Annotated in this window: 20 protein-coding genes; 14 read left to right on the forward strand and 6 right to left on the reverse strand. The window is 46.0% G+C overall.

Features of this window, described 5'->3' with window-relative positions:
• Positions 1 to 102: 102 nt before the first annotated feature.
• On the reverse strand, positions 103 to 501 hold the full coding sequence (locus tag EWA64_RS21015) for an OsmC family protein (RefSeq protein ID WP_061894323.1): 399 nt from the start codon (positions 499 to 501) through the stop codon (positions 103 to 105).
• Between the two features lie 143 nt (positions 502 to 644).
• Here EWA64_RS21015 and msrB point away from each other — a divergent pair, with 143 nt between their 5' ends.
• Both msrB and EWA64_RS21025 read left to right on the forward strand, forming a co-directional pair.
• Positions 645 to 1,784: a peptide-methionine (R)-S-oxide reductase MsrB gene (gene msrB / locus EWA64_RS21020; RefSeq protein WP_061894322.1), complete on the forward strand. Its 1,140-nt coding sequence runs from the start codon at positions 645 to 647 to the stop codon at positions 1,782 to 1,784.
• A gap of 300 nt (positions 1,785 to 2,084) precedes the next feature.
• Entirely contained in the window at positions 2,085 to 3,101 is a 1,017-nt protein-coding gene (locus EWA64_RS21025) for a GGDEF domain-containing protein (RefSeq protein WP_061894321.1), read from the forward strand.
• A 137-nt stretch (positions 3,102 to 3,238) separates the two neighbouring features.
• Here EWA64_RS21025 and EWA64_RS21030 read toward each other — a convergent pair whose 3' ends face one another.
• Complete coding sequence (locus EWA64_RS21030; RefSeq protein WP_061894320.1) at positions 3,239 to 3,814, reverse strand: aldolase/citrate lyase/malate synthase family protein; 576 nt, start codon at positions 3,812 to 3,814, stop codon at positions 3,239 to 3,241.
• A 183-nt stretch (positions 3,815 to 3,997) separates the two neighbouring features.
• Between EWA64_RS21030 and EWA64_RS21035 the strand changes: the two genes are divergently transcribed.
• Positions 3,998 to 5,518 (forward strand): DUF3612 domain-containing protein, encoded by a 1,521-nt coding sequence (locus EWA64_RS21035; protein ID WP_061894319.1) that lies wholly within the window; start codon positions 3,998 to 4,000, stop codon positions 5,516 to 5,518.
• Positions 5,519 to 5,987: 469 nt separating this feature from the next.
• Entirely contained in the window at positions 5,988 to 7,982 is a 1,995-nt protein-coding gene (locus EWA64_RS21040) for a methyl-accepting chemotaxis protein (protein ID WP_061894318.1), read from the forward strand.
• A 45-nt stretch (positions 7,983 to 8,027) separates the two neighbouring features.
• On the opposite strand, the gene EWA64_RS21045 is transcribed toward EWA64_RS21040, so the two are convergent.
• Entirely contained in the window at positions 8,028 to 9,410 is a 1,383-nt protein-coding gene (locus EWA64_RS21045; RefSeq protein WP_061894317.1) for a diguanylate cyclase, read from the reverse strand.
• A 143-nt stretch (positions 9,411 to 9,553) separates the two neighbouring features.
• On the opposite strand from EWA64_RS21045, the gene EWA64_RS21050 reads away from it, so the two are divergent.
• A complete protein-coding gene (locus EWA64_RS21050) occupies positions 9,554 to 10,168 on the forward strand; it encodes an alpha-ketoglutarate-dependent dioxygenase AlkB family protein (RefSeq protein ID WP_061894316.1) in 615 nt (204 codons plus the stop codon).
• 71 nt (positions 10,169 to 10,239) lie between these two features.
• Positions 10,240 to 11,352: a DUF3541 domain-containing protein gene (locus EWA64_RS21055; RefSeq protein WP_082796652.1), complete on the forward strand. Its 1,113-nt coding sequence runs from the start codon at positions 10,240 to 10,242 to the stop codon at positions 11,350 to 11,352.
• Positions 11,353 to 11,407: 55 nt separating this feature from the next.
• On the opposite strand, the gene EWA64_RS21060 is transcribed toward EWA64_RS21055, so the two are convergent.
• Positions 11,408 to 13,840 (reverse strand): beta-mannosidase, encoded by a 2,433-nt coding sequence (locus EWA64_RS21060; RefSeq protein WP_061894315.1) that lies wholly within the window; start codon positions 13,838 to 13,840, stop codon positions 11,408 to 11,410.
• A 373-nt stretch (positions 13,841 to 14,213) separates the two neighbouring features.
• On the opposite strand from EWA64_RS21060, the gene EWA64_RS21065 reads away from it, so the two are divergent.
• Entirely contained in the window at positions 14,214 to 16,697 is a 2,484-nt protein-coding gene (locus EWA64_RS21065; protein WP_061894314.1) for a bifunctional diguanylate cyclase/phosphodiesterase, read from the forward strand.
• A gap of 41 nt (positions 16,698 to 16,738) precedes the next feature.
• The gene (locus EWA64_RS21070) at positions 16,739 to 17,503 is read left to right on the forward strand and encodes a substrate-binding periplasmic protein (RefSeq protein ID WP_061894313.1); all 765 of its coding nucleotides are present in this window, start codon (positions 16,739 to 16,741) and stop codon (positions 17,501 to 17,503) included.
• On the opposite strand, the gene EWA64_RS21075 is transcribed toward EWA64_RS21070, so the two are convergent.
• Complete coding sequence (locus EWA64_RS21075; RefSeq protein ID WP_061894656.1) at positions 17,504 to 18,223, reverse strand: UTRA domain-containing protein; 720 nt, start codon at positions 18,221 to 18,223, stop codon at positions 17,504 to 17,506.
• 220 nt (positions 18,224 to 18,443) lie between these two features.
• On the opposite strand from EWA64_RS21075, the gene EWA64_RS21080 reads away from it, so the two are divergent.
• From EWA64_RS21080 to nosR, 6 genes are read left to right on the forward strand one after another with little or no spacing between them, the layout of a single operon-like run.
• Positions 18,444 to 19,586 carry an HDOD domain-containing protein gene (locus EWA64_RS21080; RefSeq protein WP_061894312.1) on the forward strand — a complete coding sequence of 381 codons (1,143 nt, stop codon included), beginning with the start codon at positions 18,444 to 18,446 and terminating at the stop codon, positions 19,584 to 19,586.
• 10 nt (positions 19,587 to 19,596) lie between these two features.
• Positions 19,597 to 19,962, forward strand: a complete 366-nt coding sequence (locus tag EWA64_RS21085) for a response regulator (protein ID WP_039441266.1) — start codon at positions 19,597 to 19,599, stop codon at positions 19,960 to 19,962.
• Positions 19,959 to 20,543, forward strand: coding sequence for a chemotaxis protein CheX (locus EWA64_RS21090; protein WP_061894311.1), 585 nt, complete (start codon positions 19,959 to 19,961; stop codon positions 20,541 to 20,543). Before EWA64_RS21085 ends, EWA64_RS21090 begins: the two co-directional genes overlap by 4 nt.
• A complete protein-coding gene (locus tag EWA64_RS21095; RefSeq protein ID WP_244881450.1) occupies positions 20,534 to 21,865 on the forward strand; it encodes a PAS domain-containing sensor histidine kinase in 1,332 nt (443 codons plus the stop codon). Before EWA64_RS21090 ends, EWA64_RS21095 begins: the two co-directional genes overlap by 10 nt.
• Before the next feature lie 17 nt (positions 21,866 to 21,882).
• Complete coding sequence (locus tag EWA64_RS21100; protein WP_061894310.1) at positions 21,883 to 23,496, forward strand: GGDEF/EAL-containing response regulator; 1,614 nt, start codon at positions 21,883 to 21,885, stop codon at positions 23,494 to 23,496.
• 10 nt (positions 23,497 to 23,506) lie between these two features.
• Complete coding sequence (nosR, locus tag EWA64_RS21105; protein ID WP_061894309.1) at positions 23,507 to 24,838, forward strand: response regulator c-di-GMP phosphodiesterase, NosR family; 1,332 nt, start codon at positions 23,507 to 23,509, stop codon at positions 24,836 to 24,838.
• A 35-nt stretch (positions 24,839 to 24,873) separates the two neighbouring features.
• Here the strand turns inward: nosR and EWA64_RS21110 are convergent, their stop codons facing one another.
• On the reverse strand, positions 24,874 to 26,496 hold the full coding sequence (locus EWA64_RS21110; RefSeq protein ID WP_061894308.1) for a HAMP domain-containing sensor histidine kinase: 1,623 nt from the start codon (positions 26,494 to 26,496) through the stop codon (positions 24,874 to 24,876).
• Positions 26,497 to 26,503 lie beyond the last annotated feature (7 nt).

The raw sequence follows: 26,503 nt of genomic DNA on the forward strand, positions 1-26,503 counted from the left end.
CTTATTAGCTAACGGCTTTATCCTACTTGGCCCTATAAAGGAAAAAAGAGAAAAGCAGCCGCTTTTCTCTTCCTCTTTGTGATTTTGTGGCACGCTTGGCGATCAGACGATTTCCCAACTGTGCGTCATCTCAACACCAGCACCCAGCATCAGGCAAACAGAGCAGTATTTTTGCAGCGAATCAGCGGTGACTTTTTCCACCAACGCAGGCTCTAGCGCTTCACCAGAAACGCTAAAATGAATGTTGATCGCGGTAAAAATGCGCGGCGCAGTATCACGGCGCTCAGTCGTTAGTCTGGCGCTGCACGCGGTCACTTTCTGCCCTGCCGATTTCAGGCCATCGACCACATCCACCGAGCTGCAACCACCAGCGGCCATCAACACCATCTCCATTGGGCTTGGTGCTGTGGCGCCACCATTACCATCCATCACTACCGAGTGCTCCGATTGCGATTGACCCAGAAACTTAAAATCTTCAACCCACTTCACTTCAGCTTGCATGGCTTCCTCTTTTATCGTGACGTTACAACGGCCTAATTTAGCTAGCTGGTCAGTGAAGGCAATCGAAATTTTCTTTTCGCTGTAATTTTTTTGCTGCCTCTTCGTTCTTATTACGTACAACAAGCGAAAACCCTGAGGTAAGTATGAAAAAGTTGACTAAATTCATTTGGCTGGTGCCGGTGATGTTTTCACTCCTCTTCATCGGCTACAGCAATATCGGTGTGGCCGATACGATGAAAAGCAACGGCCATGGCAAACTGCAAACCGCCACACTGGCGGGCGGCTGTTTTTGGTGTACGGAATCAGATATGGAGAAACTCGTTGGCGTCTACGATGTTGTATCGGGTTATTCCGGCGGCGATGTGGTCAATCCAAGCTATCGCCAAGTCTCTTCAGGAAAAAGCGGTCATTTAGAGGTGATCCAGTTCCAATACGATCCGCAAGTGGTAAGCTACGAAGCGGTGCTGGATTACTTTCTTCGCCACATTGATCCCACCGACGATAAAGGCTCTTTTGTTGATCGCGGCCCACAATATCGTCCGGCCATTTTTTATCACAATGCCGAACAAAAACGCATTGCCCAGCGCTTCTTAAAAGAGGTCGATGAAGCCAACATCTATCCCGCACCGCTGAAAACTGAGCTGATTGAGTACAAAATCTTCTATCCAGCAGAAGAGTACCATCAGGACTACTACAAAAAGAGCAGCTTGAAGTACAAGTATTACCGCTACGCTTCTGGTCGTGACAAGTACTTGGACGAGGTATTTGGTGATGCGCGCAATAAGCAACCGAAAACGCTTCGCCAGTTGATTGATGAGCATCAACAAATCAAAAGCGCCAAGCCCTACCGTAAACCGTCGGATGCAGAGATCAAAGCCAAACTGAGCGAGCTGCAATACTACGTAACGCAAGAAGACGGCACAGAGCGCGCGTTCCAAAATGAGTACTGGGATAATAAACAAGCGGGTATCTATGTGGATGTGGTCACCGGAGAACCGCTGTTTTCTTCCACCGATAAATACAAATCAGGCACGGGTTGGCCAAGTTTCACTAAGCCTATCAACCCTGCGTATGTCGTCACCAAAACCGATTACAAGCTAGTGTACCCACGCACCGAAGTCAGAAGCCGCTACGGTGATTCCCATCTCGGGCATGTGTTTGAAGATGGCCCAGCGCCCACTGGCTTAAGATACTGCATGAATTCGGCGGCGATGCGTTTTATTCCGGCAGCCGAACTCGAAGCAAACGGTTATGGAGAATACGCGACACTGTTTGAAAAATAAGCCCTTGTTGCTGAAATGGCAGATGAGCGGTCAGGTGCGTCTTTTATTGCTACCTGACCGCCGATTTTCCCATTCGCTCTGGCGGTGCTGGTACGGTAACTTATTGACCTCTTCTATCTTCGCTGCACATTTTGTTAAGGCAATGCATTACCTGTGCACAAAGTCATAAAATACATTGATTGAGTCAGCAATATTTTTAATAATCGCTGTTCAAAAAATGGCAAAAACTCCAGCATCTCAATCGTTCATCCGCTAATCTTAGCAGTATGATTGTTTAGCTATCGTAAAAGCATAATTAGAATGACAAGCGACGACTTTAAGAAATCCACCGCCAATCTCAAAAAAGCGGTACCCTTGATGATTAAAAATCATGTAGCAGCGACGCCTGCTAACTACGCGCTTTGGTATACCTACGTCGACAATGCTATTCCCCAGTTAAACCAAGAACTAGACACGGTGTTGGAAAACTTTGGTATTTGCCCTCCCGCCACCAGCGAACAGCTCTATCACAGTTATGTGGCCAGCAAAACCGAGACTAGCCTAAGAGAGCTCAAAGACAGCATTGAGATTTTACTCGGTGAGATCGCCAGCTCCATGTCGGATACGCTCTCCGATACGTCCTCTTTTACCGCCTTGGTAGACAAAAATTTCAGCAAGCTGGAGAAAGTCGAAGATGAAGGGCTAAGCATTGAAGAGGTGATGGGGGTGATTCGAGAACTGGTGTCTGAATCACGGGAAATTCGCCACTCGACCCGATTTCTTAGCAGCCAGCTCAATAACGCCAGTACTGAGATCTCACGCCTCAAAGAGCAGCTTGCCGAAGTGCAAAAAGACGCGCTATTTGACGGTTTGTCGAGCCTCTACAACCGCCGTGCATTCAATAACGATCTGCGTGCTTTGGTAAACGCCGAACAGAACATCAGCTTGGTCTTATTGGATATCGACCATTTCAAATCATTCAACGATAACTACGGCCACTTGTTTGGCGATACGGTGATCCGCGCTATTGCTAAACGCCTGCAAATGAGCTGTCGCGAAGGCATTACCGCGTACCGATTTGGCGGTGAAGAGTTTGCGCTGATTGTTCCTAACAAATCGCTGCGTATCGCTAGGCAGTTCGCCGAATCACTGCGGCGCAATATCGAGAAACTGAAAGTCAAAGATAAACGTTCCGGAAAGCAGGTGGAAAACATCACCGCATCATTCGGTGTCGCTGAATGGAAAGTGGGAGAAACACCAGACGATTTTGTCGACCGTACCGATAAACTTCTCTACGAAGCAAAACAACTTGGGCGAAATCGGGTGATGCCACTTTAATCACATCACGGCTTTAATCGCGTTACTACTTTAATTACGTCAGTGAAATAACGCTGCTCAGCAGTCTAACCAGCGATTTTCTGCTCAGACAAAAACCCCGGAAAAGCACACTTTTCCGGGGTTTTCTTATTTTATACTTAGATGCTGTAGCAATAGCTTAGAATGTAGTCTTGACCATTTTTCGCAGTGTACTCTTTATCTTCACTGCTTGCCATTGGCTTGCCATTTACATCCCCTTTCACAAGGCTAATCCAGTGACGCATCGCGGTAGGCGCGTCGCCAGTTAACGACGGACTGAATGTGGTGCGCGTTTCCAGTTGGATGTCATCAATTTCAATCAGTTCAACACAGCCGGTTCCTTTGTGGCAGCCCAGCATCACTTCCACATGGCTGCCTGTTTCGTCACGCAGTAGGATAGAGCAAGGATCTTCTTTTCCACCGGTAAAGGCGACAAAGTGCTTGGGAGAGCGCAAGCCACTGTGCGTACCGTCTGCAAAATAGGCCATCAGGTGACGATAATCGATCACATAACTGGTGACGTCTTGGTGTGAACCATTTTCCAGCGGGAAAAGGCGATCAAGCAGTTGTTTCGCTTTCAGTTGCTTCTCATTTTGTTCGCTTGAGCTCACCGCTTCGACGGCAAAGACGGCTTCTGCGATAAATGGGCGGTGTTGTTGTTGGATATCATTTTTATCGAATCTAAGCATATTCATCGTCTTTCCCTCTTAGAAAATCTCATTCCTTTTTTGCTTTTGGAGCAAAAACTTTAAACTTGCGTTTGGTTTCTAACAATTCTGTGAAGTGGAAGGTTTTTTTCCTTGCCTGCTCACTATGTAGACTAGCGAATTTTTTACTACAATTTCACAACAAAAATTTTACAGTGTGAATTTTACAAAATGTCTGTGTCAAAAAGCTTGATTCGCCAATCGCATTTCCTCGGAACCAAAATTAGGAACCTAAGAAAAAACAACCATTTAACTATGGAAGACCTCTCTGCGCGCTGTATTCGTATCAACCCTGAATACGCGCCATCGGTCTCCTACCTCTCGATGATCGAGCGTGGAAAACGGGTTCCCAGCATCGATATGCTGGAAGTGATTGCCGAAGTGTTTCAAAAAGATCCCGCTTGGTTTTTGGATGACGAGCCCGAATTAGAAGCGATCACGCCCAACAAAGGTAATCGTGGCGGGTTAAGTGGCATGGCGCTTGAGCCGAGCTTTTTGTTCTCCAATGACATTTTACAAATCGCAATTCCGGAAATGCTCTCGCAAACGGGCATCACTGGGCGGCAATTTGCTCATCTGCTGATCCGCGCTCATCAAGAAGCGAACCAAAACCACTTCCCGGATCTGGAACGTGCCGCGGAAGAGATCGGAAAAAAACGCCTCAATATGTCGGTGGAAGATCTGATTGATATTGCCAAAAGTTTGGGCATGGATATCCGCTGGATAAACCGCACGCCAAAAGATGTGGTTGACGAGCTGGGCGTTAACGCCAAACAGTTGGTGACGTCCTTTATGGAGCCGCCGAGCACCATTTATCTCAACAGCATGATGAAAGAGTATCCGACTCGGCTAAAGTACGATTTAGCGGTGTATATTGGCCATCGCATTTTGCACAGTGCCGACAGCGTGAAAAGCATTCTCTCAATTGGTCATCAAAATCACTGGGACCAAGCCGACGATCTCTCCCCGACATCCGACCTCAACTCCCAAGATATTCTGCTGGCGTGGCGTGATTTTGAATCCAGCTTTTTTGCCGGGGCGCTGCTCTGCCCGAAAGTTCCGTTTCGCCAATTGCTCGATCGGAGCGGCTACGAAATCGACGTACATAAGAAAGCGGGAGTCTCGCCCTCTGTTGCCATGCGCCGCATGACGGTGGTTTCACCTTACCCTCACTGGCATTATTTCGATGCGTATGGCCCCGGTAAACTCAAAGCGGTGTATCGCGGTAACGGCATCCCGCTGCCTTGGGGGAACATGCGCACAGTAAACGATCCATGTCAGCATTGGGCGGTGTTTCGTAAGCTGTCTGAATCACAACCGGGGAGCTCTGCGCAGCTTTCCATTCTTAATGTTGGCAATGAGCCTAGGTTGTACTGCTGCGAATCGGTGAACGTGGTTGATCCCGCGGGCAATAATCGCGTGCTCTGTGCTGGTATTGATCTCAACCCGGCGATCAATGCACAAGGTGGCGATGCGATTGAAATTGCAGAAGAGTTGAAGCGTTTGTGCGTCAGCCATGGTGGCACAAGTGAAGTGCCGTACCATATCAAGAAAGACCTGACCACGATAGCCAAAATACTCAATATCAAGTGGATAGAGCGCGGGATCAACACTCCTGCACGTTTGATCTGCTCCCGAGGAGCCGTGTGTCCGCGTCAGCCAAGCTGCTACGCAAAATGTGGCGAGGAATGATTTTAAGCAAATCTGCAGATTGCAGATAAAAAAGAGGCCAAACACAAGCAAGGTGTTTGGCCGTTTATACGTGTGAACAATCTGTGTCCACTAACAACGTCAGTTGGCTAGGTGACCCTCGGCTTAAGAAGGGTCGTAATAGGTAAAGCACAATGTGTGCCAAAAAAACAATTGTCTAAAAGGTCTATTTTTGTGCTGAACATCGTTGTTTTATAGACATTATTTGCATATCGCATTCTCAATTTGCAAAGACAGCGCATTATGCCATCGAGTGCATTATTAATAGTTAAAATTATTAGTTATCTGTATTGTTAGACTCGTCTTGTTTTATTCTGGAAATGTGTGACATTGACGACGTTATCTCACCACCATAGGCAACGACGTTTTAACGTCACCTATACTGACTAGGCAGATCAAAATCCACAAATCGGCTTATTAATCAATAACAGAGAATGCCTTGGAGACGCTTATGCACGCGTTACTACGTCAGTTCCAACTCTATAACATCGTCACCGTGATAGCGGGTATCCCTTTGCTGCTGTCAATCATACTCGCCGCTCATAGCATCCAGAGTTTTAACCGCCAAGTTCAAACCTCACATCTTGATCGAGAGGCGATTCAATTGGTCATTTTGTTTGATAACCTAGCCCATAATCTCGCGGTTGAACGAGGACTGACGGCCGGAGTGCTTGGTAGTAAGGGAAATCCAGAGCAAATCAATGCCCTTAAAGGACAGCGGACGAAATCGGATCAGGCGATCGCCCAGTTGCGTGCTCATCAAGCGCAACTTTTTAGTTCAACAGCAATCAAGGCCCTCACCAAAGACATTGACACGGCTTTAGGTGAGCTCAACGCTGTGCGTATGGGCGTCGACAAGCTTGCTCCGACCATTGCCCCTTTTACTTTCTATTCACACATCAATCAACTCGCGATAGATAACAACCGCTTAGTGTTATCTGAAGTAGGCAATGAGCAGTTGTCAGCGCTTGGAGAGTCACTGGTTTCTATCATCATTATGAAGGAACGAGCAGGCCAAGTTCGCGGAGCGCTGAATGGCGTTTTCGCCCGGGGCAATGCGACTGCGTCGATTTTTGCTAATATTGAGAACTATGTCAGCGCAGGGGACTACGCCAAACGTAGTGCACTGCTTGAGCTGCCAACAAAGTTCAAGCAGCAATTACTCGATTACGAGCGCGACCCTGTTTGGCAGCAAGTCGACAGTATTCAAAAAAGTTTTCTGTCCCAAAGGGAGCAGCTTGATCAGATCAACGGTCCAAGCTCACCGGAATGGTTCAAAATGGCCACACAACGCATCACGCTGATTAACCAAGTCCGCAATGCGCTACAAACCGAAATGCATGCACTCTCTGAACAACACGCCTTTCAGGCTGCCACCACTCGTAATATACTGATCTTCGCCTCTTTGACCGTCTCTTTTTTGCTCATTTGGGTGGTTTTTACCACGGTAACTACGCTACGCCAACGCGTCGGCCATTTGACCAACACCCTGAGTAATATGGCAAAACGCTTTGATTTGTCGCTCGATCTTGAGCAATCAGGAAAAGATGAAATTGCCTCTATCGCTTCCAGCATTAACCATTTGACTCATGCGATACGCACTCTTCTCGACAACGTGCAGCAAGCCAACGATCACAGTACTGGCAGACTGAACACCATCGTGAATTCAGCTCAAAGCCTTGGAGCCAGTAGTCAGGCGACGATGGCGAAATGTGACAATATTGCAACGGCAATGACCGAGCTTTCCCAATCCAGTGTTGAAATTGCCCATTCAGCTGAAAGAGCAACCGAAGATGCCAACACCATGAACCAACAAGTGCTGGAGTGTCAAAGTCAGAGCACACTCTCTTTCCAATCTGTCAAAGCTTTGATGGAGCAAATTGAAGCCACACAAACGTGCATGCGTGAACTGGACAAAGATACGCAAAGCATCGGCCAGATTGTGGACACCATCAGCGCGGTTTCAGATCAAACTAATCTTTTGGCTCTCAACGCCGCAATCGAAGCGGCACGCGCTGGCGAACATGGTCGTGGTTTTGCCGTGGTCTCATCAGAAGTGCGTGATCTGGCACAACGTAGTCAACAAGCAACCGAAAATATCACTAAGCTGTTAGACAGAATTCGCGACAACACCAAACGTTCGGTCGAAAACATGGACAAAAGCCAAACAGCTGGCAACGACACCTACCACTCGGTCGATGTCGTACGCTCAAGTGTTGAAAATCTAGAAAGCGCGATTGAACAAATTAATCAACACATCAGCAGCATTGCCAGCGCTACGATTGAACAGTCGAAAGCCAGTGAAATGGTTGATAAAGATGTCGATGTACTTGCCGAAATCGCTCATCAAACGGGAAATCAGGCAAATGGTTTAAATGAGATAGTCAAAGGATATCAATCTGAAGTGCAGGAAATGCAAACCCAACTCAGTGCGTTTAAACTTTAGTGCCAAGGCCCAAAGTTCGCTTTCACGAGCTTTGGGCCTTGGTTTTTAACTGAGCAAAGAACTGACCACTTCACGCTGCAGCTTCTTCTCTCGATACATACGATCGTCCGCTTCTTTGAGCATTTCATCATAATTGCGTAAGTCATGGTGAAAAAAAGCATAACCAATACTGACGTGCAGATAGATCAACTCACTTTCGTACACCACCGGATTGGCACACAGCGCAGATTTTAACTTTTCTATCAGTTGTGCAATGTCTTCCTGCTTTTGAATTCTCGGCAAAATAATTAAAAATTCGTCGCCGCCAATCCTAGCAATGATATCGGTGGAACGCAGCGTACTTTTTACTCGCTCGGCACAGGCAAGCAACACTTTATCCCCCGCCGCATGACCAAACGTATCGTTGATGTGTTTAAAGCGATCTAAGTCGAAATTGATCACCGCAAAAGTCTCGTCTTTACCCAATTTTTGCGCGTGTCTGAAATAGCGATCCAGCGAATACATGAAGTAACGCCGATTAGGTAACCCTGTCAGTTCATCATGCAAAGAGCGCACGCGAGCAATGTCGTATAAACGATAGATGGTGATAAAAACCAGCCCAAGCAAAAGCAGAATTGGATACCCTAACAAACGTGCAATATTGAGTTGATACCAAGGGACGCCCGCCAGGAACTGCTCATCTTTCGCCACAGCTAAAACCCAACCACCATGCGGAAAATTCACTTTCTCGCGAACAAACGCTGAGTCGTAGGTCTCTTGCTCTCCCCAGAAAATATCGCCATCTGCGCCTTGGCTATCATAGCCTTTGATCGCCACTTTGTACTTGTAAGCAAAACTCACTAGGCCCACGTCCGTGAACAGGGAATCGAAGTTTAAGACGGCGCTACACACCCCCCAATACTGAGTATTGAGCGGCGGATCACTGAAAATCGGCACTCTGGCAATCAAGCCTCTGCCACCTTGAACCAAGTTCACTGGACCAGCAATAAAGATCTCAGCAATGTTTTTTGCTTTCAAAATAGAGGCCCACTGCTTGGGCACCGTATGGTAATCAAGGCCAAGCACTTGCTCATTACCAGACAAGGGGTAAACGTAATTCACCACGTCATCTTTGGCTAACACGACGTTTTTTATGTGACGTCCTTTGCGAATGATTTTGGATGAAGCTTCGTCGAGCGCTTGAACATTGCTGCTAGGATGGAGTGAGACCAGCGTCGCTAAACTGCTGACAATGTAAATGTCAGAAACAATCGTTGCTTCCAGCTTAGATCGAATCGCTGAAAGTTGATCTTTTGCTTCTCGCTGCAAATGCTCTTCTAGCACTTGCAACTGGTTGCGATTGAGTACTTCAACCACACCTACCGAGAGCACAACAAAAAGGAAAAACAGCAGGTTTATGCTCCACTGTTTATCGAACGTGTACTTCATCTAAGCCCCTGTCCACGCCTAAGAGATAGGTAAAATAATCAATAAATCATTATTATTGTTAAAAAAGTTGATATGTATAAGAATAAACCAATCTGGTTAATAATAGTAAGCATATTTTACGGGTGTGAACTTTCGGACAACTTATGACACAGCAACCCTCTCTGTTCCATAACGATAAATGGCTTGCCATTCGCGCTGGTGGACTCTTGTACTGGGATCCGCAATTTCTTTCACCTTGTGAGGCACAGCGCTATTTTCATCAGTTACGCTCTGAGCTCCCTTGGGCTCAAGAAGCGATTACTCTGTTTGGCAAACCCGTACTGCAACCTCGTTTGCAAGCTTGGTGTGGTGACGCTATCTACCGCTATTCTGGATTAACCATGCATCCTTCCCCTTGGACGAATAGTCTGCTAGAGCTCAAACAGCGCTGTGAGCAGGCATCTGGAGGCCACTTTAATTCCGTACTCGCCAATCTCTACCGCCACGGTCAAGATTCCATGGGTTGGCATCAAGACAATGAACCAGAGTTAGGCAAGCAGCCGATTATCGCGTCACTGACTTTGGGCGAATCACGACGTTTTCTATTGCAGCACATCGAGACAAAAGAAAAAATCGAGTTTGAACTGCAAGCGGGCTCTCTATTGATCATGGCTGGCACAACACAAACCTATTGGCGTCACTGCGTGCCGAAAACGGCCAAATCTAAGGCGGAACGCATCAATCTGACATTTAGACACGTCAATCCTACTATTTATTGACCAAGCAATTACATTAACTCAAACCATAGCTGCTAAAGTCCAATTTATCAAAGTGATAACAGGACAAGGTTATGCGTTTTAAAATCGGATATTTGGCCGTGTTGGTTTCGGCCTGTATCGCCTTTCATACCAGTGCGAGTGAAGAATCTCACACGCTGAGCTTTGAGCAATCCGCCGAGCAGATCAAAGCGACCTACGAAAGTCAACTTTATACTCTGCCTGCCTACGTCGAGGGGCACTATGGTTTGCGACTTTTTCGCCAAACACTGGATGAAAAATACGCAGCGGCGGTATGGAGCGATTTAGCCAGAGTGGCTAGTCGGCTCAATTACTTTGCGGCAGAGGTTCACACCCCTGAACAGATTATTCTCTATGCAGAAAAGCGCCTAACAGGCTACATGGACGAAACCGATGAGCGCAGCAGATTACGTTATACCGCAACCAAGCATATGCCAGAGTATCTTTATCTTGGCGTTGATCTCATCGGCTCAATGGCTCGAGCTGATGAATATGGGCTGGCACATCTGCAAGATAGCAAACTGCGCGATGTAATTCGTCGCTATGATTTTAAAAAATACGCCACCGACTCAGACATGATCAAAGCCTGGGCTGCGCAGCTAGCAAATCAAGTTTACTGGTTAAAGCAGCTTGGTGAGCAGGATGTGGTAAATGATTTTATTCAGGCGTTTCAGCACACCTATCCAGATACCAGTGATAAGAAACTCTCACCTCAGCAATATGGCAACAAGTTGTATGGCATGACGCACATTATTTTTGCCGATTCTGAGTATTACCAGCATCAAGTCGATGAAAAGCAGCATCAGTGGATTTACGACTATTTTCGCGCCAATATTGACACCATATTGATCCGGGCGAAAGAGGACATCATCGCCGAAGTCGGTATTAGTTTTCTGCTTGCTGGGCTAGAAGACGATCCGGTTGTCGAAAAAACTCGTCAAGCAATTCAGGCTTCTATTAATCACGATAAGGGGATGATTCCCTCTGTCTCTGGCGATTTCGATCTGAAAAGTGGCGAACACCGCAATGTATTGGCCATCATGCTGCTCGATTGGCAGCAAGTGAATGCAGCGCCAACGGTGACGAGCAATCCAAAGGTATTTTCCTCTATTCCCTACGGTTTGGTCGCTGAGAAGGAGGCACGCCAAACAAAACGCCTTTTATGATAAAATGAAACGCCCCTCAGTCAAGGCGAACCAACGCCGAGACTGAGGGAAAGTGTCAATTTTGCATTAGATGGTAAACCCGTAGCGAATCTGCCATCGCCTCTTTGTCTTCCCCCAAAAAGCGGATCGTCACCGCTTTACCGGGCAGTAAAGTGAAGCTGGAATCACTAAATCGTCCAGACGTGTCACATTCTAAATGCACATAAAATGCCGGGTTGTTCGCGATCAGGGTAATTTCATCCGCGTCGATTTTCACCTCAATACAGGCTTCTTTCATAGGTAACTTTTTGAGCTCATGAGTAGCAAACCAAGTATTGATGATCGTCTCACCTTCGCCCTGCACCTCGACGTAATAAAAGCCCTCGTTGGATTGCGCCAAATTCAACCTATCTTGCCACACTATCTGATTGCTATTGGCGTTCATCTGACACGTGAGTGGCCAACTGTGTAGCACCTCTCCTTGCCAGTTCATCCAGCTGACCGCCCCAGACACATTGGAACAACGTCGGCTATCATTGAGCAGATGCAAACTCAGCACGCCAGTGTGTGAAGAAAAGACCGCATGGATCGGTGCAAAAAAGCGTTTGGCTTGATAGTGCAACTGCTTCCAACGCCCACTGTATTCAATACTGGACCAAGAACTCACTGGCCAATTGTCGTTCAGTTGCCAATAAAGGATACCGCGACAAATGGGAGAAATAGATCGCCAATGTTCACTTGCCGTTTTTATCGCCATGGCTTGCTGAACTTGGCTTAAATAAAGCATTTGTTCAAAACCACTAGGGAAACGAAAATAGCGCGTAAACATCTCTGTGATGATGCTGTTGCCTCGCGGGTTTTTTTGGTGCGTTTCAAACGTCGGTGAGGTGATATTCCAATCGTGTGCTGGCGCAAAGGCTTTTACCTCCGCCAATGATGGCCAAGATTGAAAACCAAATTCAGAGCAAAACCTCGGATTAATGGCTTGATAAGCACTAAATGATTTACCTGAGTGCCACACATCCCAGAAATGCATATCGCCTTTATTGTCGTCGTGCCAAGCATCACCAAAATCAAGCTCCCCATTGCATGGAGAACTTGGCCAGAATGCACGTGTGTCATCAAGTGCCAGCACATGTTGTTCAATATGGCGATTCAAACGGTCATAGTTCACCGTATACTTCACTCTGTTGGCTCGCGACTCCTCGTACCAACCAATAGCGCCAATCACTTCGTTGTCCCCGCACCAAAGGGCGACACTAGGATGTTCGCGCAATCGTGGGACTTGATAAGCAATCTCTTGTTCCACGTCACGCAAAAACGCCTCATGACTTGGATAGAGCGAACAAGCAAACATCATGTCTTGCCATACGAGCAAACCCAGCTCGTCACACAGCAGATAAAAGAGTTCACTTTCATATTGGCCACCGCCCCAAACGCGGATCATATTCATGTTGGCGTCTACCGCACTTTGCAACCTTTGGCGATAACGCGCTGGTGTTTCTCGAGCGGGCATTGCATCAAGTGGGATCCAGTTGGCCCCTTTGGCAAAAATTGGCACGCCATTGACCACAAATTCCATCGCTGAACCAATCTCATCTTCTTGTCTATTAAGCTGCAACTGGCGTAAACCGATCAACCGCTCCAATCGTTGCTCAGCAAAGCGCACTTGCGCACGGTAAAGCGGTTGTTCACCGTAACCATTTGGCCACCACAATTGGGGAGAACTCACCACAAACGAGCATTGCACTGAGCCACCGTCTTGCACTTCTATCTGGCACTCTTGCTCTGCCAGGCTGAAATACAATTGTATCGGCTGCGTGGTTTCAACCTCGGCGATCAGGGTCACTTTGACGCTGCCATCGTCAAGCCATTTCTGCTCGGTGGAGAGGGTTTTCAGCCAAGTTTGATTAATCACTTGCAACTCGATGGCATCATAGATGCCCGACACCATCAAACATATTCCCCAGTCCCAACCTGAATGACACTGTGTTTTCCGTACTAAATTCATATGGGGTAACTGGTTGTTTCCCATCGCAGAGGGGACGGGGAATGCAAGACGCTCGGCACGCTGTTTGGCTTTCAGATCAACACGATAAAACTGCGCACAGAGATGATTGTCGCCCGCTCGCAGAAAAGGACGAATATCGACTTGATGACGCGCAAACATGTTGCTGCACGTCAGCACTTCAATTTGATTGATGTACAGAGTCATGAAGGTATCGACCCGAGTCATGCTCAACCAAATCGCTTGTGAGGCCAACATAGCGTCATCAACCCAAACGGTGCGTTCAAGATGCCAATCAACCTCTGCAATCCATTGGACCTGCTTTTCATTGTCTCCCCAATAGGGGTCGACAATCACCCCTGCGGCAAACAAGGCAGAAACATTGTCGCCGGGAAGGGTCATCGGAACAGAGATTTCTGGCCGCTGAGGTGAAGTAAGCCGCCACTCACCATTTAAACTGACATTGGATAACACTTCGGATGCTGGAGAACACAGAGACATACGTACAACCTGCTATTTGGCTACTACTAGAGAGCGCCAGTGTAGCCAGAAGGGAGAGTCCGATATTCATGGTTTTGTCAACGCAAGGGGATTTGCGGCGGACTTCAAAAATAACAGATGCCGCCCCATTAAGCACAGAACCATCAATAAGAAACGACTCCGCCTATCACTCAGGATATTGGTTTTATAAACAGACTAAAATATGAATTAGATCACCTACACTAATCGCACACTACTCACTGTAATAAAATGTATTTATTGAATAAAAACTGGATCTTAACAACTTTGAAGTGATTATTATCATTATTAATAACGCATTTTCTAATCACTTTGTTACTATGACTCACCCGCTTTGTTGAGATAAGGATGGTTTATGGCAGAGCTCACGGATAAAAAACTGCTGACCCTCATCACCTATGCGCCCGCCGCCATTGTCGCTGTTTTTGCCTTGCTATGGACGGCGTTGTCCGTTCGCGACGTAATGTTGCATTCCGAGCAGGAATTGATTTCACTGCGCGCCGATTTCCAACAACGACAAAGCACTCAGCTCACCAGTCAGGTCGAATACGTCGCCCAGCAAGTCGACTACGCACGCGAGCTCACCGAAGAACAGCTTGAAAACACCATCCGTGAACGTATTTACGAAGCGCACAAAATTGCCACGCGCATCTACGAAAGCAACCGCCATCTCCCTGAAGCCACCGTGACGAAAATGATTACCGACGCACTGCGTGACATTCGCTTCAATCAAGGCCGGGGCTACTTTTTCATCTACAAAATTGACGGTATGAGCATCATGCACCCGCTGCTGCCTAAAGTCGAAGGCACCTCTTTGTGGGATTTTAGAGACGTGCGTGGCAGCTACATCGTGCGTGACATGGGTGAACAGGTGAAGGCGAATGACGAAGCCTTTTACCGCTGGTGGTTTGTCAAACCCGACAATAAAAATCACGAGTTTGAGAAGATCGGTTTTGGCAAGTATTTCGCACCTTATGACTGGTTCATCGGTACCGGCGATTATGTGGTCGATGTGGAAAACGACATCAAAGCCACTGTTCTCAAATGGATAAACAACCTACGTTTTGGTGATTATGGCTACGTGTTTGTGATGGACGAAAAAGGCACAGTCTTATCGCACATCGACCCGAACTTGATTGGTCGCAACGCCCTGCAAGGGGAGAGCGAATCAAGCCCCTCGGATGCTGCGCGTCTTGCCAAAGCCGACCACCAATTTGTAACCTATCAAGCGGCCTACTTGCCATCGGGTTTGGATGATCGCACCAAAACCAGTTACGTCATTCAAATCCCAGCATGGGGCTGGACCATCGGCTCGGGAGTGTATGAGCAAGTCAGCCACAACTACCTCAAGCAAAGAGAGTTGCAAGCGAAAAGTGAAGGGCAAAGTACTTTTAGGCAAATGGCGACACTGGGCAGTGCGACCATTTTGTTTGTCGCGCTATTTTCACTGGGGTTAAGCCGTGTGATCGCCAAACGCTTCCAGCGCTTCCAGCGGCGCATCAATCAAGATTTCAAACAGTTAAAACAGACCAAAGACCAACTGGAATACATCGCCCGCCACGATGAATTAACTGGTCTACCCAACCGCTCTTTGCTCCATGAGCACATTCGTGAAGGTATTGAAAAATCGGAGCAGAAATGCTGTCAATTGGCGGTGATGTTCGTCGATCTGGATGATTTCAAGAAAGTGAACGACCTGTATGGTCACTCGGCAGGTGATCGCTTGCTAAGCGAAATAGGCAAGAAATTTGAGGCATTCCTCGAACCAGGCGATTTCGTCGCACGTTTTGGCGGTGATGAATTTATTTTCTGTTTCCCTTGCCTCGACAACTTGGCGCAAACCCAACAAAAAGTGGAAAAGATCAAACAGGTTTTCCGTCAGCAATTCGTCATCGACAACAAAGTCATCTTCACCAGTTGTTCGATTGGCGTTGCTATGTATCCGTCTGACGGCCACGACCCTGAAGAACTGATTTCCAAAGCCGATATCGTGCTCTATAAATCCAAAGCACGACAAAAAGGCGATGTGCTGTTTTTTGATAGCAGTATCAACTTGCAAGTCCAGCATGATTTCTTACTTGAGCGTGAACTGCGCGGCGCAATTGAACGTGGTGAACTCTCTGTGGTTTATCAACCGCAAGTTGAAACCCAAGGCGGTAGGTTGCACGGCGTAGAGAGTTTACTTCGCTGGCACAATCCGCAATTAGGACATGTGTCACCAATTGAATTTATCTCGCTGGCTGAAGAAATTGGCCTTATCAACCAATTGGGACAGTTTGTCATCCATCGCGCCTGCGAAGAGATAAGCCAGCTCTTTCCGGATAGCGATTCTGACTTAACCTTGTCGATCAACATCTCGCCGATGCAACTGATCAGCGACGCTTTCGTCACACAGCTCACGGAGGCCGTGACACGTTACCGCATCGCTAACCATCGCATTACGCTGGAGATTACCGAAAACGTGCTGATCAATGACATGCCAAAAGTCAAACCGATCATTGAGCAACTCAAAGAGCTTGGCTTCACCATCTCACTCGACGACTTTGGCACCGGATACTCCTCGCTGAGTTATCTGAGCCACCTCACTCTTGATGAAATCAAGGTTGATCGAGTCTTCATCGACAAAATGCTCAATTCTGAACAGAGCGATTCTTTGGTGAAAGCGATTATCGCCATCGCCCGCTCTTCAAACATGCGCGTAGTCGCTGAAGGGGTAGAGACCGAGGCACAGCGTCAAAGGCTCCAAGAGTATGGCTGCGATATTTTGCAAGGCTATTTGATTGAACGGCCAATCAGTGCGCAGCTACTCGCTGAAAAGTACGCCACCCGCACAGAATAGACTAAAGTTAAGGGAAACATGGCGTGAGAAAGGGCTAAAGAATGTGCAAACGGATACTCGCACTACTGTGTTTGATTTGCTCGTCAGCCAGTTGGGCTATACAGGAGAACAAGACTGTTCGTTTCGCCATTGGAGATTGGGAACCTTATACTAGCCGCCAAGATAATCCTGAATTCAAAGTCGCAGAAACCATTGTGCGCGCTGCCTTTGCCAATCAAGGCTATCAAGTCGAATTGGATTATTTCCCTTGGAGCCGAGCCTACAAATATGCTGAAAGTGGGGCTTACGATGGTTCATTCCCATGGATGATGACACCAGAACGGCAAACCATTTTTTTGTATTCAAAGCCCTTTTTCACTCAACACATTGTCTTTTTTTATCATAAGAGCAGCCAGTTTGACTGGCACAGCGTAGAGGACCTGAAAAAGTATCGTATCGGCGCGACTCAGGACTACGCCGCCACCGCTTTGTTGCAAAAACTGGGGATTACACCAGATATTGATAACGAAGATGGCGGCAGCATCATCAAACTGGGTAAGCAGCGCGTGGATACCTATCCTGCGGGGCTAGAGCGTGGTCAGTATTTGATCAAAACATTACTAGAGCCTTCGGCGGCAGCGCAGATAATGGTACACCCAAAAGCGCTCAGTGAAGACTATATGCATATTCTGTTTACTAGAGCAGATTTACAAAGAAGCGAGCATCTAAGCCAAGTATTCAGCAAAGGACTCAAAGCGCTATTTGACAGTGGTGAATATTACCAAATTGTCGACCCTGCCAATCAGTTACCAACGGATGATGAGTAACTACTCGTTCAGACTATCAATGCGAATCATCACCGCATCGGGGCGCCAATATTCAAACTCGCAGTCAATTAGCTCACCATCTTGCTTATAGTTGACTCGACATATCTTGAGTACAGGCTGTCCTTGCGCCAAATTGAGCGCTTTAGCTACGTGGGCTGGCGCAGAAGTCGGCACCACCTCAAAGCGTGAGCGGCGAGTCTCGTAACCATATTTTTGCCGATAGAGCCCCGTTAAGGAGCCCGTCAGATTCTCCTGCAAGATAGTGGGAAACAAGGCTGCTTTGAGGACATTTTCCACAAACAGCACCACACGGCCATCAATAAAACGCAGCCGTTCAATCACGTAAATTGGCGTGATTGTCTCAACCTCCAACATATTGGCGTACTCTCCGCACGCCATTTCACAGTTCACATGCAGCAAACGGGTTTCAGCAATACGATGCTGATCTCGCACCATTTGATGAAAATGCGAACGAGAAAGCGGGTTGTAGCAAATGCGCTCCGGTGAGACATACCAACCACGACGTTCTTCACGGTATATCAGCCCTTCCGTTTCCAGTGAAACCAAAGCGTCTTTGATGGTGATACGAGTGGTAGCAAAAAGCCCACTCAGTTCGCGCTCCGAGGGCAACTTTTGCCCTTGAAACCATACTCCGGCGTTGATCTGTGCGCGAATTGTGCTTTTTATCCTGCCTAGCTGAGTGGTTTCTTGAGTGCTCATTGCTGATCTAGTCCATTGCGTTTTTCTTTCATAAGGTAAAGCGAGCAGATAACAGAAATATGACGCTAGGTTGAGTTGTGCAATCACCGTCGTTTCGCTGCTGACCTCCATACAGATTTCACAAATGTGATGATCGTGTTCTCAACCGCTCAATTTGTAGTCTATGCTAAAAGCAATACACGGCTTATCTGTATGATAATCTAAGACTTTAGAGGTAGTAATGAGTGGTTCAGCCTTACACGTGATGTTCATTGATGACGATGAGTTGATGCTGAAAGCAGCAGGCAGGATGCTGCGTCGTCTACGTCCGGATTGGCATTTCACCTTAGTCAATGATCCTCGATGCTGGCAAGAAGCGGCAGCAGAAGTCGCTCAGGAACCCGAGCTCATCATCAGTGATCTGCTGATGCCAAACCTCCAAGGAGACGAGCTTTTAAAACAGGCCAGCCAAGCCTACCCCAATTCCATCCGCGCGCTAATCACTGGCGACACCAGCAAAGAAGCCAGCGCACTACTTAACTCCTCGGTACACTTCATGCTTCCCAAACCTTTTTCGGAGGAAGACTTCGTCCATGTGCTCAATAGTGCCGAGCGACTAAAACAGATGCCCTTCTCCACCGCATGTCGAGCCAAACTTGCAGAAATAGAAGATCTGCCAGTGTTGCCTCGCAGTATTTTGCAAATTCGCCAATGCATCCTTCGCCCGGAAGCATCGATACAAGACGTGTCAGATCTGGTGAACAGAGAACCAACATTGGCAGCAAGGCTGGTACAACTCGCCAATTCGGCCTATCTCGGTTTTCAGGTCAGAACAAGCTCACTGAGTGAGTCTATCAGACGTCTTGGCTTGGCGATGGTCGAGGCGGTTGCCAGCATTATGCTCACACAGAAAAGCTTTAAACATCTCGATTCGCTTGTTCACCAACAAATCGTCAACCGCTATCTCAACGCAGCAGAAAAAAGCAAAGTGCTGTCTGAACGTCTCAACTTGCCTTCCCGTGAACAAGAAAAGATCTACCTCATGACGTTACTTTGCTCGATTGGAGAGCTGGTATTACTGGAAAAAGGCGCAGAGCCTGATCAATTTGAAGCGTTCTACTCGTTTGAGTGCGGCTACAAAGACAGCCTCGTGATCTGCAGTTATATACTGATTTTGTGGGGCTACAGCGTTGATATGGCGGAGAGCATCCTGCGCATCGGGGGGGAGCAAACCTTAAATGACGAAAATATCGATAGCCAAGTTTTATTGCTCGCCATGCGCTGGATGGAGGCTGAAGCAAGCAATAGTATGGAGGCATTTTTGCTCTCCTTACCTGACCACTATAAAAATGTCATTCAATCTATTTTAGCCGATGCGTCTTAAGGAGAGTGTTATGTCGATATCTGTTGCTGTGGTCGATGATTCAAAAATGTCGCGAAAAGCAGTTATACGAGCGCTGCCTGAGCAATTTAAAGAAAATCTTCATGAAGCGCAAAATGGCCAAGAGGCGATTCAGCTCTATTTAGATGGTAAAGCCGACGTAATGTTTTTGGACCTAACCATGCCCGTGATGGATGGTTTTATGGTGTTAGCCGAATTGAAGAAAATTGCCGCGAGAAATTTCGTTTTTGTCATTAGTGCCGATATTCAGCCCACTTCACAGCAAAAAGCACTGGAGTTGGGTGCGGTTAAATTTCTACAAAAGCCTTTAGAGGCACAAGAACTAGAGTCCGTTCTAAAGGGGGTCGGTTTACTATGAATCATGCATTTACGCCCGACCATGAAGATTCGCTAAAAGAATTTCTCAACATATCAATGGGCAAAGCGGCCAATAAATTGGCCAACTTACTCAACTTGCACGTTACGCTCACGGTTCCCAATATCAGCATTGCCTCTCATGAAGAGCTCAACAACATTCTAAAGCAAAACCAAGAGTACTATTACACCCAGCAGTCATTTTTTGGCCAAATGCAAGGCGAGGTACTGACCCTTCTCAGCCGAAAAGGGGGCAAGGAGCTGGCAAAAAATATGTGGCGTCTTGAGGGTGACGATAACCTCTCCGACAACCTCCTCGCCGACTGCCTTTTGGAAGTATCCAACATCCTTTCGGGTGCCAGTATTCAAGGATTGTGTAACCAGATCGAGCTTAAAGCGAGAGTTCAACCACCGGTTATCTTGGAACCTGACGATTTCACACTGCCAAAAGACAAATGGCAGCACACAATCATTTTGCAGGTCTCGTTTCTCATTGAGTCCTTTGAGTTCGAAACCAAAACCGTGATTTGCTTTGCAGACAGTGGCTTTAGTCAAGTGATTGAGAAGCTAGATGCATGGATATAGCAGGTAAAAACATGTCGAATATCAAGTCAAAATTGATGCTCTCCGATCTGGTGGATCAGCTCTCTGTGGCGATTTGCATCGTTCGTCGTGACTACACCATAGCCATGGTCAACGAGTATTTTGTCACGCGTTCGAAAGTGACCACGAATGAGTTAGTCGGCCAAAATCTGTTAGAGAAATATCCAGAATCGCAGCATTTCCTCAAACGGAAGATTGATACTGCCTTTATGATTGAGTCACCCACTTTCTCATCTTGGGAACAGGCTCCCCATGTTTTGCCTTTTTACACTTCTCGACCGATTTCTGGCTCTGAAGACCGAATGTTTCAAAATATTGAGGTTCTGCCTATTCACAGTGACGACGGCTCTTTGGAACACGTCTGCCTTTGTATCCATGATGTCACCCTGCAAGCCGCTCAACACCATTCCTTAAAAGAGTTGACCGTCAAACTGAACAATGAGCAGCATCAACTCGAAGATGCCCTAAATAAGCTCAAGCAGGCACAAAGCCAGTTGTTACAGTCAGAAAAAATGGCCTCGATTGGTCAACTTTCGGCTGGAATAGCCCATGAGATCAATAATCCAATCGGCTTTATTACTTCTAATTTGCAAACACTAGATGATTATTTTTCGACAGTAAAAAATCATATTCAACAGCTAAACACATTAATAAATAGTTGTGAGATTGAAAATATTATAGAGATCAAAGAGAAAGCGGAAAAGAAGATCAATCTCGACTATATTCTCGACGATCTGTCTGATCTTATTCAAGAATCTTTGGAAGGATCAAGTCGTGTCATGGCTATTGTTAAAAACCTAAAAGAATTCTCTCATATTGACAGTTCTGAGTGGAATTACAGCAATTTAGAGAACGGCCTAGAATCGACACTTAAAATAATAAACAACGAAGTAAAGTACAATATTGAGGTAGAGAAACACTTTTCTAAAGACGTTCCAGAAGTGTATTGCCAACCGATGCAAATAAATCAAGTTTTCCTTAATATACTTGTCAACGCCTGTCATGCGATCGAAGGAAAAGGGAAAATATCTATTTTCCTCGATAAACACGACGATGATTTTGTATCGATTAAAATTGCCGATACAGGCAGTGGAATTCCACAAGAAATTCTAAGTTCTATTTTTGATCCTTTTTTCACCACTAAACCAGTTGGCTCTGGCACAGGATTGGGGTTATCCGTCTCTTACGGCATAGTCGCCAAGCACAAAGGGAAAATCGAAGTTGAGAGTGAAGTAGGTAAAGGCTCAACCTTTACGATTCTACTCCCTATCAATCAAAATCCACAGCAGGATGCTTCGAAGTAGCAGATGGATGAACACTTATGATCGATTATGCAGAAATACTCCTTGTCGATGACGAACCGCTGATCCTAAAGTCTTTAGAACGACAATTACGACGAAAGGTTGGGCACATCTATACTGCTCAGTCAGGAGCAAGCGCCATTGAGATTTTAAAGCAAAATCAAAATATTAATCTGGTGATTACCGACTTTAGAATGCCTGAAATGGACGGTTCAGAACTGGTGGCAAGAATAAAATCCGACTTTCCTGAGGTAGCCACCATCATGCTCTCAGGGCAAGCAGATTTTGAGCGGGTGACCAATGCCTTTAATACCGGTGCACTGACACGATATTTAGGAAAACCTTGGGACAATGATGAACTCACGTCGGTCATCGAAGAGGTGCTGGATATCCAAAGTAAAACACGAAACCGAGACAGACTCACTCAACTTAAAAATATTTTTGCTTTAAATAATCATATTGAAAAAATAAAAGAGTATCGCTGTAAACCTTGGTTATTAGTGATGCTAGATATTCAATCCATGCAAAAATTTAATGACCAATATGGCGTCATGGAAGCGAATGACTTTATTCATGATATCGCCAAGGCCATTCCTAAATCAGAAAAGCTCGTGTGGTATCGTTATGAAGATAAATTTTTTACCTTTGTTGAATACCATCACTCAGGATACGAGTTAATCTTTAATCTAGAGGAATCAAATTTTCCATCATCAAAAAGCAAAGCACGTATTCAAGTCAGTATTTACCTAAGTGACGCCTACTCGTGGAATACAATTTGCGCAGAAGAAATTGCCCGAAGAAAACTCGACATATCACCCATCGATAATCATACTTACTGGCTAAACGATCAGTCACCGAATGAGAGAGTGAGAGAATTTTCCGAATTATCATTGATTATCAAAGATCTTCGTTCAAATAATTTCGTCGCTTATTTTCAGCCTCAATTAAACCTAAGAACGGGTAAAATTGATTGCTGTGAAGCACTCGCCCGTCAAAAAGGAGAACATGGGCATATTCTAAACCCCGCACAGTTCTTACCACTGATGGGAAAATATGATTTATTGGATAAATTAACCGAGCGCATGCTTAATCAGTCGCTCCAGTTGATCGCGCGGCTCAAACAACAACAGCTTGCAATCCGTGTTAGCGTGAATGTCACTGCCGCGCAAGTTGAGTCCGGCTACGTAAAACAGTGTCTGCACAATGAAAGCGGTGAGTGGCTTGCAGGGACAGAGCTGTTAGAACTTGAAATTCTAGAGACAGAGAAAATCATCTCTTTTTCTAGGATGAGTGAACAGATCAAACTACTGAAAACCGCTGGCGTGCATAGCGCAATTGACGATTTTGGCACGGGCTATTCTGGCTTTGAATCGCTAAAAGAAATCCCTTTTGATGTGGTTAAAATTAATGGTCGCTTCATACGCTCTTTAGGAGAAAGCGAATCCGATGACGTTATTTTGAAATCCATCACAGATAGCGCAACGTCACTCAATATGTCTATCGTTGCCGAGTGGGTGGAGAATAAATTTCAGTATAATTATTTAAAAGAGCATGGCTGTACGCGAATACAAGGATATTGGGTCAGTCCTCCACTACCTGGTGACGATTTTTTAAAGTTCCTCGCTAGTTATTAAGGAATCATTTATGAACGATACGGCAGAAAAAGATCCCCTTGATAGTTCTGAAGAAAGCGAAAAACTGGCTATTCTGCTGGTCGACGACGAAGCAGATATTCTCAAATCTCTCACTCGAGTGTTGAGATTCGATTACGACGTGGTGAGCTTTACAAGTGGAGCAGAAGCGCTCGCTTATCTTGATCAAGACCAACCGCCGATCATCATCTCTGACATGCGCATGCCGGAAATGGATGGCGCTGAATTTCTTCGTTTAGCGCGTGAACGCAGCCCAGATTCGATCCGCTTTTTGCTGACGGGTTACAGTGATATGGAGTCTACGGTGAGAGCCGTCAATGAAGGTGGTATACACACCTACCTTTCCAAACCTTGGGACAATCAACTGCTTAAAGAAACCATCGCAAAGGCAGTCGAGTTGTTTCAGTTGAAAAAAGAGAAGCGAGAGCTGACGGCTGCATTGGCCGTGAAAAATGTTGAGCTAGAAGAGCTCAATCAAAATCTCGAAGAAAAAGTGAAAGAGCGTACAGAAATGTTGGAGTTAGCCAACAAGAAATTACAAGCGTTGCTCAATAATCGCACCCAAACCTTTAAAGATATCTTAGCGACGCTCTCTGCGATTATTCAACGCGCAACGGGCAACAATAACGAACACAGCTTACGCATCGCTGAGATATCTCGAGCAATCGCCAAAAAGCTCCATCTCAGTGACAGTGAAATCTCGCATATTTATCTCGCTGGTTTACTGCATGAGATAGGCTTAATTCGCTCCGTTGAAGAGGAGCCTGTAGAAATCAACTTAGAACAAAATGAAGAGCAAAATAAAGAGCTTCCTCACCTTCCACATTGCAACCCCGTGGTTGGCGCTGAGCTCATCAGTCAGATAAAACGTTTTCAACCTCTCGTAGAGATCATACGCCATCAAGACGAACACTTTGATGGGACAGGTACACCAGATCACCTGCAGGCGAACGCAATTCCTGTGGGTGCACGTATCTTGAAGATAGTGAAAAGCTACGATTTTCTTGTCGCTAATATGCGTAATCCCCATCGGATGAAAACCAAAAGTGCGAGATTATTTATTAAAAGCCAAGCTGGTGAAATGTTTGATCCAGATATCGCGGATCTGTTTATCAAATTCGCTGAGAAGCAGATGGCTGACATTGATATTGATCGCTGCGTCAGTCTCGAAGAACTCAAAGTGGGCAGTGTTTTGAAGGAAGATTTATATCTACCCAACGGCAAGTTGATGCTCACCGCGGGCAGTAAAATTACGTACCATATTCTCGAGAAATTAAAAGAGATAGAGAAAGAAACTCACCTGCCTTTAGCCATCTTTATCTAATTTTTACTAACTAAGAGCAATATTGAACATCTGAGTTATTGGCTGTTTTCTTTCGTTACACAGGGAAGAGTGAGCGTAACAACAACACCATGCTCTTCCCTATTTTTAATTTCAATTTCACCTTTATGATGCTTAATAATATCGTAGCAATAGGTTAGCCCCAAGCCCATCCCATGCCCAACTTCTGCTGTGGTAAAGAAGGGATCAAACAAACGCTTCAACCACTCACTTTTTATTCCAACACCATTGTCTTCAATATCGACAAGGCAGGAATTGTCCATCTGCTTCGCCTTAATCTGAATATGTCCACTTCTCTCTTTCAAGCAAGAGCACGAATTAACTGCATTTTTGAACAGTTCAATAAAAAGTTTAACCAATTCACTTTCCGAGCCTAATAAGAGAGGCGCTTTAGTCACGGATGAATGAATATTTATTTCTACATTATTTGCAACTTGTATGTTTGACAGCGCTTGATGAACTAACTCAAACAGCTCGATTGGTTTAAAGTCTGGGCGACCTTCATGATTATTAGCCGAATATTTCTGCAATGCATCGACCAAACCTTTCACTCGATCAACGCACTGCTTGGTCTCCAGAAGACATGCTTTAAAATCCTCATGAAGATATTGTACATGGTGGTTTTTTTCCCACTTTTTGAGCATTTCTGAATCAACCACTTTATCCGGCTCTTTCAGTAAAGCGATCCAATCTTGGTAAATGGAAAGATATTCAAGGCTCACTTGCAAATTGCTATTAACCACACCAATAGGGTTATTAATTTCATGGGAAAAGCCCGCCGCCATAGTACCAATTGAGGCCATCTTTTCCGATTCCACTAGCTTCTCTTGCGTCGATTTAAGTTCTTGATTCAACTTTGTTAGCTTTCTATTCGACTCAAGCAAGGCTTGCGTTCTTTGCGCCACTTTGCTCTCCAAAGATTCGTTGGCTTGTTCAAGCTGCTGTTGATATTGAACGGCTTTCTTCTCCGAAATGGCAAGCCTTTCCACCATATTCATAAAGGCTTGAGATACGGTAGAAACCTCATCTTTGCCCGCAATATTCAAATCGACTTCTCTGTGACCATTCGCGATTTGGTCTGCGGCATCTCTCAGTTGTGTCAAACGCTTCGTCAAATAAGCCCCCAAAATATAGGAAAACAAGGCCACCAAAGACATTTCACCCAAGACAATAATGGCAGTCCATTTCTGCGCTTCCTTGATCTGGCTGTTCAGTTTCGTCATGTCAAAGCCAAGCCAGACCGAACCAAAGGTGATTCCCGCCTCTCTAATGTCTTGTTTTACATCAAATATGCCATCTTTTACCTGTTTGGAGGACTCTTCTAAAATTCGTACACTGTAACCGCTTGGGGTTTGACCTTGTTCTGAGAGCAGCTGTCCTCCCTCGCCAAATACCGCAACGTAGACAATGTCACTTTCAGTGACCAGCTCTTGGGTGAGTGATTCAATGGTCGCTAAGTCGTAGGACAGCACCGCATTCTTGACTGTATATTCCAGCAAGCGCGTGGTTGAAATAACCCGTTGATTGAGGCCGTCATAGTTAGTGGTTTTCAAATAGTTCAAAGTTAAGGATACCAAGATCGCCAGCGCAATGGCCTCAATTAGTGCAACACCTATGATCGTTTTTAACCTAAGTGACATCTTGACC

Origin of the sequence: Vibrio cidicii, from assembly GCF_009665415.1 — a bacterium.
In the GTDB taxonomy this organism is placed as follows: domain Bacteria; phylum Pseudomonadota; class Gammaproteobacteria; order Enterobacterales; family Vibrionaceae; genus Vibrio; species Vibrio cidicii.